We start from the raw sequence: 12,192 nt of genomic DNA, 5'->3' as shown, positions 1-12,192 counted from the left end.
ATGACACTAACTGCCAATATTAGAAAAATATTATTTCGCATAGCAGGATTTAAAGATGAGCTACTTTTTACACCTCCAATCCGAACAAGGATAATTTGGGTTGCTATTTTTCAATTATTTGTGGCTTTAAATGCTTCCCTTATTTTTTATAATGGTTCTGTAGCTAAAAAAACTTTTTCGATTAAATATTTAGTTATTTCAATTTGTTTTGGGCTTTTGGTATTTACAGCAACAAGAGTTCTAAAAACAAGTTGGAAGGGAAATATTATTTCTGCCATATTTATAACGCAAGCATTGGCATTAATTCTTTTTGTTTTTTCAATTCGAGGTTTATACGGAGATGATAAAATAGAAGAACAAGCGGAGATGATCAAAAATAGTTACGCAAAAAAAAAGGTAGATGAGTGGAAGCATACAGGAGATTATTTGGAACTAAAAAGGACTGTATTAAATCAAATAAGAATTGAAAATATTGATAACGGAAAGAACCTTTCAACTGATTCGATCAGAATTTTAGCATCAAATAGACTTTCTATAAAGGAGAATCAAATTTTTAACTTAGGCAAGGAAGAGTATAGTAAAAAACACTTTAAAAAGATTAATGGTTTTTTGTCTCTAATAAGTAATAATTGGCAAAAAATATTTTCCAGCATTATTACTTTTATCTTATTTATTTTTTTATTAAATACTCCAGCAATTCTTTATCGGGATGCAAGTGATCGTTTGTTGGAAATTAAGAACGAAAGAAGAAAATCCTTATTAAATCAAATCAATATTTTCTCCTCTATTCAACATGAATTAGGTAATAAATTACCAGCTTTAAAAAATGACATATCTGATTTGAAAGACTTTTTTATGTCTTATAAGCAGTCCATTGGACTAGGAATTGAACAAAAAATAAGAAATCCTTTACCGGGGGAAGATATAAATGAAATTGATAGTATAGCAGATGTACTTAATAGAGTTGAAAGTAAATTAAATTACTCAATCAATATTGTAGATAATGCTGGTGGAATTATTAAATCTGATCCAAATAGGTACGCTCCACATAAAGTTAATTTGATTAAATTTTTAAAAGAAGAAACACATAAACACTTGGATAGGTCCCGACAAATAGAATTTAAATTTATTGGCGACGAAAATACTTCGATAAACTTGGATACAAAGCAATTTTCAATTATGATAAATAATTTTATCAATAATGCAATTAGACATGGATTCACTGATCCAAACCTAAAATACCAAATGATATTTCAGATTTTGGAAGAGAAAAATGCCATTAACCTTTTAATAAAGAATAATGGCAACCCTTTTCCAGACAGTTTTTCTTTGGAAAAATATAAGCAGCCATTTTCCTATTCTGGTGCCACAGGAAACACAGGTTTAGGTGGTTATATAATTAGTAATGTATTGCAGAATCACAACGCTACTCTTGAAATTAAAAAAGATATTAAGCCTGAGGATAACTTTAAAGTTCAATTTATAATAAAGTTTTTAAAATAAGTTATGGATTATCCAATAGAGATTTTAATGATAGATGATGATATAGACAATTATGAATCTTTGAAAAACTTTGCTGCAAAAAATAGGGTAATACTACGTTATTCAAATAATCTCAAAGATGGGGTAGCCAGGCTTAGAGAAAGTAAAAAAATAATGGCTGTTATTTTAGATGGAAAGGGATTTATTGAGCCTAACCAGGAGCGCGGATCGGAAAGGGAAGATTTTGTGCATGAGGCATTGACAATGTTAGCACTATTAGAATCTGAGCAAAAGAGATTTATTCCAAAATGTGTTTTGACGGCATGGTATGATAAACTTTTGGAAAGCTTAGAAAGCAGAGTAAAAGTTTATGATAAAAAAAAGATAGTATTAGATGAGGAAGTAAAAACTGAACTTTTTGCTCATTTAAAAAAGCAAGCTTTTGAATCAGATTTATATAGAATTAGGAAAAATTACTTGAATATATTTACGGCTATAGGGCGATTAAATTTTCACTCTACTATAGATACTAATTTATTTTTCGCTTTATCTAAAATTGAATCACAATCAATCAATAAAAGCGATTTCAATAATTTAAGAGATTTATTTGAAGCCATTTTAACTAAAATAAATTCTATCAGTTCTATTACTCTTCCGAATAATTTATTTAAAGCAGATGGAAGGCCAAACTTAGAGTTTTGCATTCGATATCTTTCTGGGCTTCAAATTAAGGCAAATGACGTCCTTTTATATGATAAGATTGAAAACCCAAGAGTAGATGCCCATATTGCATCAGCATTTGTTTATGTAAAAAATGGTACAAGTATTTTGTCGCATAATTATAAGTCGAAATGGTCTAATTACTTTTATAGTTCAATTGTATTCGCATTATGTGAGATATTTATATGGTTGGAACAATTTCACTTAGATGGAAACAAACAAATCATAAATTGAGAAGACATTTTTAATTTATGAATAGTAATAGTCAATTATTTATTTTTTGGGAGATAGTTTTCTTTTCCTAAGGTAAATAGATTACTAATTGCCTGTCGTAAATTTTCTGGTGCAATTACTTCTATATTCGGACCATAACTAAGTAAAAGAGCTTGCATTTCAAAGTTAACGTAGAGTTGAAATTGAACTTTTATGGAACCATCAGCATATTCTTTTAAAACTTGCTGACTTTTATGTATAGGTTTTGAAAGAATGTAATCTGCAGATTCCTTATTTACTTTAATTATTATTTCCTCTAAAACCTTTTCTTTCGGGAAAGTAACACCAATTAAATCATTGAAATAAGTATCGGGGTTAAATATGTCATTTTCTTGAAACACTTCTTTGCAGTTACTTAGTTTTTTTATTCTGTCCAATGCAATATTAATTGCATAATTAGTGCTTGTTATTCTTCCTATTACATACCATCTGTTTCTATATTCTTTCAGCATATATGGATGGAAAATCCATTCGCGAATGTCTTTTCCAAAGGGCTGGTACGTAATCTTAATTGCACATTTATTCAAGACTGCGTTAAAGAGGTCGTCTAAATGCTCCTGGCCTAAAGCCTTTGTATGCTCTTCAAAAGCAATCATTGTGGTGCGGTTGGGAACGTTGGTATGTACTTTGTTTTCGAGTTTTGTTACAATATCATCGATATCCTTAATAATATTTAAGTCAGTTGCTTTTTTAAGAATTTCTATAGCCTGCCTTAATAGGCCGACATCTTCTTCGTCAATAGGTACATTCTTGATTGAGAACTTTTCAGAATAATAAATGTAAGGATCTGATTTTGTCGCCCTTTTTATAGGCGCGCCAATTTTATTCTCCAGATGTGCAATATCATTATAAAAGGTGTGACGTCCAATGCGGCTATAGCCTCCTTCTTCAAGCCTTTCATTTAAATCATACATCAATTCCTGCATCTTCCTTCTCCTCGGACTACCTAGTAATTCGTCCAATATCTCTACCCTGATTTGAAAACTTTTATTTAATGGCATATGAGTGCAAATAGATTGCAGTAAGAACGTAAAAATTCGCCAAAGTAAAAAAATATGAAAATGGAAAATATTGATTTTGACCCTAAAGGCCTTGGAAACACTGAAAATCCCAAAGAGGAAAATAATTCTGAGTTCAGTGAGTTAAGCAATTCGGTTGAGGAAGAGGATGATGAATATATTGAAGATGAAGAGGATTTCAACACACTAAATGAAGATGATAACTATGACAATTATGGCAAAAGTAGTGAAAAATATGGGTGGTATAATGGCTGGAGCGACGACGTTATTGACGACGCTTTTGAGGGTGATCCGGAGAATACGTGGAATGTAGATTAACGAATGCAAATAGCTTGCACCTTCAATTTACAACTTTGCTAACAGTTCTTTAAATCAGCTCATTTTCTAGCTAAAGTGCTTTGCAGAATGAAAATGGTTGAGTGCAGATACATTGGACTGATGAGAAATAACATTGCAATATCAAGATGATACAAACTCTAACATATAGCGAATTGTTGCTCTCGGAGCCATGGCGACGAAAAAGAGAGGTAATACTAAGAAGGGACAAAAATAAGTGCTGCAATTGTGGATCAGCGAAACAATTACAGGTACACCATCGCCAATATCATGTGCACCCTGTGACAGGTGATAAACGAGATCCCTGGGATTATGATAATCGGTTCCTAGTTACTCTTTGTGAAACATGTCATTCCTCAGGCCATAAACAATATTCTATTCCATCTTTTAAACATTAAAATATATTATTTATGTCTTTGTTCAATTTTTTTCGCAAATCAGAGAGAGCTATAGAAACCCAGGTAGAGCCTTTAATTGAACCTACAATTAGCAAATCATTGTTTGTCGATACAGCCGAGCCGCAGGTTGCAGAACCAGCCCATAGACAGTCTGCTATTTGTACTTTCCTAAATAAGGATTATATGACAAAGGGATATCATGATGGATACTTATACCCCAACGCCGAGTTGATGGATGCTAATATAAAAAAGTTGCGGTCTGACTTTCGTATGGCAGTCGACCATGTGATAGATGATAAACGCACAGCCATTAATGAACTGAAGTTGCATCAGATTAATACCAAGGGCATATCTGAAAGGCTAGAAGAAGAATTAAATCAAAAAGTTCAAGAGCTTGGAAACCTGATTCACGAACTGGATACCCAAAAGATTCTCTCAATAGAAAATGAAGGGCTGATATCAGGTGCTATAAATGACTACCGGATAGGTTTTATAAAAGGTATTGAGCAATACCGCCAGGAAAAACTTTTGGCAGGAAGTACCAGATTGTTTTAACTATAAAAATTCATGCTATGCTTAAGTTCTATTGTTTTATTACTGGTGACCAGTATTCAATGTTAGTTGAAGATACCCCAAAGAGTAAGCAAAAAGTTGCATTGATGGCGAATGCCTTGCTTCTTCCTGTCCTTGCTTGGGCAATTAACGGGTACCTGTTAACCAGACAGGTGTTAGAAACATCCTGGGGTGTGGCACTTTTCACCAGTTTTATATGCGCATTCGTAATCTTCCTTGTTGAGCGAATCATTATTATGTCGACAACAAGTGAAGGAATGAAACGGTTCCGTATTGTCCTGGGCGTTTGTGTGGCATTGCTGGGATCCCTGGCACTGGACGAGGTAATTTTTAAAAGTGACATTGACTACCAGCTTAATATAAACAAAGAGCAATTCGCAGAAATAAGAGCTAAAGAAGCCGGTTTTCGATTTGATACATTAAATGGGATGGCGGGACGGCTGCAATCAATAAATCAGGGTAAAGATAATATCGGTGTTGCCGAACAAATTGCCATCAATGAAATGGATGGCAAAGGAAGTGGTGTAAAAGGAGCGGGTAAAATCGCACAGAAAAAGCTGGATATTGCTGCCAACAGGAAAATTGTTGTTGAACTTGAACAGCGATCTTATGATTCACTTATTCAAGCAAAGACTACTGAATTAAATCTTGTCAAGGAAAAAGCCAAAGCGGAATACAAAGATGGATTGATGATCAGGGTGGATTCTCTCTTTCAACTAGTATTTAGCGATTGGGGAATGGCTATTGCTTATTTAGTTCTTACCGTATTAATGTTTTGTATTGAGTTTATTGTTGTCCTTGTAAAGTCCAAAACACCTGAATCCAATTACGAAAGGCGTGTTAAACTAATAGAGTCTATAGGCGAAAAAAGGATGCAAATTTTAAGCAGCAAAGATTCCCCATTAATAGATCCAGGTTATTGTCTGCCTAATGCACAATCTGCCAGGCAATCATTAAATAAAAATCAATCACTATTTAATTAATAAAAATGAGACATAAAGTATTTAACCTAATTATTTTAGATGAAAGCGGGTCTATGCAGTCAATAAAGAATTATATAATTCAAGGATTCAATGAAGTGGTTCAAACTATCAAAGGAATAGAAACTCAATTTCCCGAACAGGAACATTTTGTTTCTTTTGTCAGCTTTAATGGTTTAGGACGAAAAACTTTGTTATGGAATGTACCAGCCAAAGATCTTCAACTAATAGATTCTGCTAATTATAGACCTGAGGCAAACACTCCATTATTTGATGCAATTGGATATTGTGTAACCAGGCTTAATACAGACTTGAACGAAACCATGAATTATAATGTTCTGGTAACGATCATAACTGATGGTGAGGAAAATTCCTCACAGGAGTATAATCAATATTCTATTAAAAGAATAATTGAAGCACTAAAGGAAAAAAGATGGACATTTAGCTATATTGGTACTGATCATAATGTTGTCCAGGTTGCTACTTCTATCTCCATAAATAATAGTATTCATTTCGAAAAAACATCCTCTGGATTAAAAGATATTTTTGCCAGGGAGAAGCTTTCCAGGTTTAACTATAGCCAAAATATCAGGGATAAAAAAGATACTAAGGATAATTATTTTGAGTAGATAATAGCTATTAGCTATTAGCAAATTCATGATACAAACAATGTTATTCTTCAGAATTTTTATCTTGTTTTCTCCTTATATTTAAACCAGACTTGAAAACCACACCATATTTGAATTCAATCCTTAAGATCTTAATAATTCCCCACTTGGTTGATAAGGAGAGAAGGTCACCAAGCTAAAACGCTGCCCCTACCTTCTTTTATTTGAACTGGTTAATTTTAAAAACCCAATACCCTGCCACAATCAGCCCTGCACTGTATAAAACCGACATCCATTCAATCCATATCATACTTTTTTCAAAGACCGGGAACATGACCATGATGGTATAGGAATAGGGAAAGCAATTGGCTAAGGATGAATGGCTGTTAAAAACAAACCATATGCCCATGGCCCAGAGCACCAGTCCAATGGCAATGGGGGCAATGAAGTTTTTCAGCTTTAATCCTAATAAAAACTGCACCATGATGATGGTGAGTACGGAGAGGTAAATCTTTAATAAGTAGCCTGCTATGGTTTTCCAGTCCAGTGCTTAGGAAAATAAATGCAGCGAGGGATCAATACGGTCAATAATGAATGAGCCAATAGCTGTACTGGTAATAAAACTGGTGAGAAATAATATTACCAGCATTTGTACCAACAGGAATTTGGAAACATATAGCTGTGCCAGGGGCTGCGGGCTGGCAAGCAATTGTTTCCAGGTATTGGACCTGTATTCGGTTTGGGGCAGCAAGGTGCTGACAAGGATCACAAACAATGGCAGGATCATTACATTAATGGCTATAATCCTTCTATATAAAGAATTATAGCTATTAAACCAATTACTCATGTCCTTTCGATCAGTAGAATGTTAGTCCAATGATTATGCTGCAACTCCATTACTTAAACATCAAATGCAACGATACCATATTTGAACTCAACCCTTCTGACCTTACATAATGTCCAACTCTTAATTTAACGCTGCTTAAATGCTGAATGCCCAGGATACCATTAGGAGGTCCTATCCTTAAGTTGCCTCCAAAGAAGTGGCTGTGAAACTTCGAGAGATCATAATCGCTGGTGAAATAGGATTCTGAGGCGGCATGAACTCCATAAGGTGCAAAATAGCTGGCTGCCTGTAGGGTATGTCTTAGCCTTTTCCCGGCGTTCTCTTCGTATTTGCGGTTAAAATGGTTTCGCTGGGAACGCAAACATCCTTCTCTTTTATGGGTATTTATGGGTAAATTTTCGGGTAGGATATAATTTGGACAAAGCCAGGATTCTTCTTCACTATATAAGAATACGGCTCGTAAAAAGTTCCATATTTCTGTTTAAATCTGTATAAGTACATGATGCTTAATTAATTAATTAAAATATTAGTATTGCCTTTAACCCTTCTTGATATAAAGTAATCTTATTTACGGTTAAGTTTAGTTTCATGCCCTTAAAGTAAACTTAAAGAAAAATAAATGTTGTTAGTCTGCATCCTACAAAGGGATATAGAAGAGGTTTGTCAACTTAGTACTAAAGCTTTAAACTATATGGTAAACCTATTTTTAGAAAAGGGGTGGTTGAAGAAAGTTAGTTTATCTGAAAGATACCGTTCCTTCATTTTTGAACCTTACCTTAAACTTTTCGAGTAAAACATAGACTGACTGCATAGCATAAAAGTTCATCAGCCCTAGTTTTTACTTCTGCATTTCATCCCTGGTAAATATGATCAAAATTCAGTATCTTGAATGGAACGAAAACTGACCCCATATGCCAATCTACATGGATGTGCACAATGTGCCCGGCGTTAAGGCGGGCGACGTAGCACAGGCGCATGCCAAGGACCTGCTTCACCAGGATGATTATGGTTGTAAATGCATGACCTATTGGGTAGACGAATGGCGGGAGACCATCTTTTGCCTGATAGAAGCTCCGGACAAGGACGCGGTGAAAGAAATGCACCGTAGTGCTCATGGCCTGGTACCCAACAAGATCATAGAAGTCAGCAGCTCAGTAGTGCAATCTTTTTTAGGCCGGATCTATGACCCCGAAGAGGCTGAGGTGAACAACGAAGGTTTTAAAGTATTCAGCGATCCTTCCTTCAGGGTCTTATTAATGACCAATACCAATGACCCGGTGCTGCTGCGGCACCAGCTGGGTACAGATGCAGCCAATGAGCTATTGAACAGGCATAACCAGATCATCAGGAAACATATTGCGGCATACGGCGGAAGCGAAGTGGAACATGGGGGTAATGGCTTTATCATCTCCTTTACCTCGGCTGCCAAGGCTGTGTCCTGTGCGCTCGCCCTGCAACATGAAATGCATGAACTGGAAAGCCTGGGCATTAAAATGAGTATCAGTGCTGGTGAGCCCATAGAAAAAAGCAATAAGCTTTTTGGGGATGCCATTCAAAAGGCGCAATGTATGTGCGCTATCGGTAAATACTTCCAGGTGGCACTGGAATCTTCGGTGAAAGAAATGGTGGCCAAAGACTATAGCACCAATGGAGGCAATGGCTTTTTTACCCTGGCACCGCAGGATGAGCAATTGCTGGAAATGTTATTTGCCAAACTGGAAGCGCACTGGCAGGATCCTGATTTCGACATTGAAAATTACTGCCATGAAATGGCCATGAGTAAATCGCAACTATACCGCAAGACCGTGGCCCTGACCGGCCTTTCACCCAATACATTGCTGAAGGAGTTTCGCCTGGAAAAGGCCAAGCAGCTGATGAAGAAACAATACTATAATGTTTCGCAGATCACTTTTGATTCCGGATTTAGCAGTCCTTCCTATTTTACCAAGTGTTTTAAAAAGAAATATGGTTTGTTGCCCATGAGCTATATGGGGATGCTGCATTAGGTATTTGAGAGTTAATATTTAAGATGTAATATTAGGATGAACTAAGTTCAAGAATTTCTGAAACTTCAGAACTATTTGAATGAAATATGGTTGACTTCGGCAAGTTCCTTTTTGTTCGTTTTTTTGCTTGCCCAAAAAAAAGAACCAAAAAAAAGGGCAGGCAAACCCCAACGCTCCGCGGGTTTTGCCAGGCCAGCGCACAACTGTCATAACTACTGGTTGCAACAATCATTTTGAATACTGGCCTTCCTTGAAAGTGTTTACTTCAAGAGATATAGTTAGACACTGAAAGAGCAATCACGTGCTATGCGCAGATACTAAATCCTCCTTCGCTTAGCTTCGGCGGACAAAGGGCGCTGAATTGCGGAGGTTAGGCTTCGGCCTATTTAGCTTTCAGTACTCGAATTTCCGCAATGAGGCGCTGGACGAGTATGAAAGATCGAAGTGTTTTTTGTTACGTTGAATTTGGGGCATTTTAGGTAATACAGGCTTTGCTATTTCAACAGTCGCTTATGTTTTTTCCACAGACCCCGCATGCAGCGGGGTGATCCCTCTATTCGTCGGGACAGGCATGGCCGTGGGTGAATAATAGCAGTCTGTATTTGGTTCGACAATCTTAATATTTAAAGCAATGAATGAAACTAGACCTGACTGCAAAGTGTAAACAATGATTCTCTTTCATCCCGCCTTGGCGGGATCTTTGAACTGAACATGGAGCGGCGGAACTATTGTTGAAGCATAATTGAGCTTGCATACAATAGGAGCGTTCGGTTATTTTTTACAGGTCAAAAAGGCTTTAATATATCAACAGTCACCTATGCTTTTGTCACAGATGCTTCGTGCCTCAGCATGACAAATTCAGATTGTGACTTATTTCAATCATTACTATTATCGACTATTAAGATGCTCAACTTACCTCCGTGTCCCTCGGTGCCGTTCTGCCGCTGTGGTTCCTTTTCTACTCCCGACTCCAGACTCCCGACTCTCTCTCCTTATCAACCTGTCAACCTGTCAACTTCTCCTCCTTTGTGCTCCTTTGTGCCTTAGAGTCTTAGTGGCCTCTCTCCTGAATAAATTTTACCATTTGTTGAACGATTTGTTACAGACAGAGTACCATTCATTGAACGATTTGTTACAGGGTATGGGCATAGTGTGAGGGTACCTTTATGCTTCAACACTCTAAACAAATTATTATGAAACGAATGACCAAACAATGCGTCCTTTTTGTTGCCCTACTGCTATTGGGCAGCTATAGCGCTATGGCCCAAACTACCAGTGGTAGTGGGGCGCCCACTGCCCATGCTCCCGTATTAAAAACCTACCTGATTGAAAGGGAGATACCCGATGCGGGCAAGCTGACACCTGCCCAGTTACAAACCATTTCCAGGACCTCCTGCGCGGTGCTGAAAGAAATGGGCCCCTCAATTCAATGGATACAGAGCTATGTTACCGGAAACAAGATCTACTGCATTTACAAGGCTGAAAATGCGGAACTGATAAAGGAACATGCAAAAAAAGGCGGCTTCCCTGCCAATAACATCATCGAGATCGGCTCGGTGATCAGTCCTGCTACGGCACAATGAGTCCAGTTTCTCCCCCGGGAGATCATTGAACTCTTTGCCTGTATTTATTCATTCATCATTTAAACAGATAGAAAATGAAAAATTCTAATAACAGCGCCTGGCGCTGTAACCAGACTGCTATTGCCCTTTACCAAACCATTATTGGTTTCCTGCAACATCCTGTGAAACTCACATCTTTCCTGATGCTTTGCCTGGCGGGTACTGCCTGTCAAAAGGAAGGGATCAAGGAAAATACAAGCACCGAAGCTATCCAGGCCATCCAGGGAAAGGAAGGCCGCAGTGAGGTGATCAACTATTATTCAGGACTTTCCTGGCAGACGACCATGGAACTGCAGCAGGCACGCGCAGCTACCGCCAAATACCGTAATATAGACAATGCTATCAAGGACGGATATGCAGATATAGCTGTGGATGTGCAGCACATGGGTCACCACTATATGAACACCAGCCTGGTTGATGGCACTTTCGACATCAGGCACCCCGAGATACTGGTCTATAATAAAGATGAAAATGGCAAGCAGGTATTGGTAGCCGTAGAATACGCGGTACCACTGACCGATCCAATGCCAGAAGGATTTACAGGGTCAGCAGATGTATGGAACGGAACCTCAGGCTTTCCCTTATGGTTATTACATGCCTGGGTATGGGCCTACAATCCGGATGGTGTGTTCAACTGGACCAACGAATCTGTGGAACTGCATTAATATAATGAACCTGATTAGTTTTTCGTTTCAGCCTTACCTGTCCTGGCATCTGCCGGGGCAGGTTTTTTTATGCCTGCTGGTAGTGGGTTTCAATGCCTACACCTTTGACCAGGGTCTGGTACACCACGCAATATCTTTCAGTAAGTTTGGATAGGCTGGCCATTTGCTCCTCCGTGGCATTGGATTGAAGCTTGAATGAAAGACGGATGGCTTTGAATCCTACAGGTGCTTCTTTGGAAACGCCCAATGTTCCTTTAAAGTCAAGATCACCTTCTGCCGATACCGTGCCTTCGGTGATATCCACGCCAATGGCAGTGGCAACCGCTTTGAGTGTAACGCCCGCGCAGGCCACCAATGCCTGTAAGAGCATATCACCCGAACAGATCTGCAGACCGGTGCCTCCCGTAGCAGGGTGCAATCCCGCCTCACTAAGCGCCCTTCCCGTTTCTACACTACAGGATATGCCTTCACCCACATTGCCACGGGCTTTTAAGGTGATAATAGCGGTGTCGGGCTGTTCGCGGTACTTATCTTTCAAGGGGGCTTGAATCTCCTTTAGATCTGATGCATTCATTTGTACAAATTACAATAATTGGATGGCATTAAACTAACTTGTCCGGACTTTTGAAATCCGGATTTTTATTAAACGGACTGCTATTAATC

The 12,192-nt window shown here is 37.9% G+C and carries 14 protein-coding genes; 9 read left to right on the top strand and 5 right to left on the bottom strand.

Annotated elements, in window-relative coordinates:
• Together BP74_RS14405 and BP74_RS14400 are read left to right on the top strand one after the other, a co-directional pair.
• The gene (locus tag BP74_RS14405) at window positions 1–1,503 is read left to right on the top strand and encodes a sensor histidine kinase family protein (RefSeq protein WP_496375051.1); all 1,503 of its coding nucleotides are present in this window, start codon (window positions 1–3) and stop codon (window positions 1,501–1,503) included.
• Between the two features lie 3 nt (window positions 1,504–1,506).
• Window positions 1,507–2,436, top strand: coding sequence for a hypothetical protein (locus BP74_RS14400; RefSeq protein WP_496375050.1), 930 nt, complete (start codon window positions 1,507–1,509; stop codon window positions 2,434–2,436).
• 35 nt (window positions 2,437–2,471) lie between these two features.
• Here BP74_RS14400 and BP74_RS14395 read toward each other — a convergent pair whose 3' ends face one another.
• Window positions 2,472–3,476: a helix-turn-helix transcriptional regulator gene (locus BP74_RS14395; RefSeq protein WP_496375049.1), complete on the bottom strand. Its 1,005-nt coding sequence runs from the start codon at window positions 3,474–3,476 to the stop codon at window positions 2,472–2,474.
• A gap of 60 nt (window positions 3,477–3,536) precedes the next feature.
• Here BP74_RS14395 and BP74_RS14390 point away from each other — a divergent pair, with 60 nt between their 5' ends.
• The 4 genes from BP74_RS14390 to BP74_RS14375 all read left to right on the top strand — a co-directional run bounded on the left by BP74_RS14390 (window position 3,537) and on the right by BP74_RS14375 (window position 6,410).
• The gene (locus BP74_RS14390) at window positions 3,537–3,812 is read left to right on the top strand and encodes a hypothetical protein (RefSeq protein WP_496375048.1); all 276 of its coding nucleotides are present in this window, start codon (window positions 3,537–3,539) and stop codon (window positions 3,810–3,812) included.
• Between the two features lie 428 nt (window positions 3,813–4,240).
• Entirely contained in the window at window positions 4,241–4,783 is a 543-nt protein-coding gene (locus tag BP74_RS14385) for a hypothetical protein (protein WP_496375047.1), read from the top strand.
• 17 nt (window positions 4,784–4,800) lie between these two features.
• Complete coding sequence (locus tag BP74_RS14380) at window positions 4,801–5,784, top strand: DUF4407 domain-containing protein (protein ID WP_496375046.1); 984 nt, start codon at window positions 4,801–4,803, stop codon at window positions 5,782–5,784.
• Window positions 5,785–5,789: 5 nt separating this feature from the next.
• Window positions 5,790–6,410 (top strand): hypothetical protein, encoded by a 621-nt coding sequence (locus BP74_RS14375; protein ID WP_496375045.1) that lies wholly within the window; start codon window positions 5,790–5,792, stop codon window positions 6,408–6,410.
• Between the two features lie 199 nt (window positions 6,411–6,609).
• Here BP74_RS14375 and BP74_RS14370 read toward each other — a convergent pair whose 3' ends face one another.
• The 3 genes from BP74_RS14370 to BP74_RS14360 all read right to left on the bottom strand — a co-directional run bounded on the left by BP74_RS14370 (window position 6,610) and on the right by BP74_RS14360 (window position 7,597).
• Window positions 6,610–6,873 carry a hypothetical protein gene (locus tag BP74_RS14370; RefSeq protein ID WP_496375044.1) on the bottom strand — a complete coding sequence of 88 codons (264 nt, stop codon included), beginning with the start codon at window positions 6,871–6,873 and terminating at the stop codon, window positions 6,610–6,612.
• A gap of 66 nt (window positions 6,874–6,939) precedes the next feature.
• Window positions 6,940–7,236, bottom strand: a complete 297-nt coding sequence (locus tag BP74_RS14365) for an ABC transporter permease (RefSeq protein ID WP_496375043.1) — start codon at window positions 7,234–7,236, stop codon at window positions 6,940–6,942.
• A 49-nt stretch (window positions 7,237–7,285) separates the two neighbouring features.
• Window positions 7,286–7,597 (bottom strand): hypothetical protein, encoded by a 312-nt coding sequence (locus BP74_RS14360; protein WP_496375042.1) that lies wholly within the window; start codon window positions 7,595–7,597, stop codon window positions 7,286–7,288.
• Between the two features lie 550 nt (window positions 7,598–8,147).
• Here BP74_RS14360 and BP74_RS14355 point away from each other — a divergent pair.
• The 3 genes from BP74_RS14355 (at window position 8,148) to BP74_RS14345 (ending at window position 11,529) form a co-directional block, all read left to right on the top strand.
• On the top strand, window positions 8,148–9,242 hold the full coding sequence (locus BP74_RS14355) for a nickel-binding protein (RefSeq protein WP_496375041.1): 1,095 nt from the start codon (window positions 8,148–8,150) through the stop codon (window positions 9,240–9,242).
• A gap of 1,193 nt (window positions 9,243–10,435) precedes the next feature.
• The gene (locus BP74_RS14350) at window positions 10,436–10,825 is read left to right on the top strand and encodes a DUF4242 domain-containing protein (RefSeq protein WP_496375040.1); all 390 of its coding nucleotides are present in this window, start codon (window positions 10,436–10,438) and stop codon (window positions 10,823–10,825) included.
• Window positions 10,826–10,899: 74 nt separating this feature from the next.
• A complete protein-coding gene (locus BP74_RS14345; RefSeq protein ID WP_496375039.1) occupies window positions 10,900–11,529 on the top strand; it encodes a hypothetical protein in 630 nt (209 codons plus the stop codon).
• 67 nt (window positions 11,530–11,596) lie between these two features.
• On the opposite strand, the gene BP74_RS14340 is transcribed toward BP74_RS14345, so the two are convergent.
• Window positions 11,597–12,103, bottom strand: a complete 507-nt coding sequence (locus BP74_RS14340; RefSeq protein WP_496375038.1) for an OsmC family protein — start codon at window positions 12,101–12,103, stop codon at window positions 11,597–11,599.
• Window positions 12,104–12,192 lie beyond the last annotated feature (89 nt).

The organism is Flavisolibacter ginsengiterrae DSM 18136, assembly GCF_059568575.1.
The sequence above is the reverse complement of the archived record's forward strand: the minus strand, read 5'-3'. Positions and strand labels throughout refer to the sequence as shown.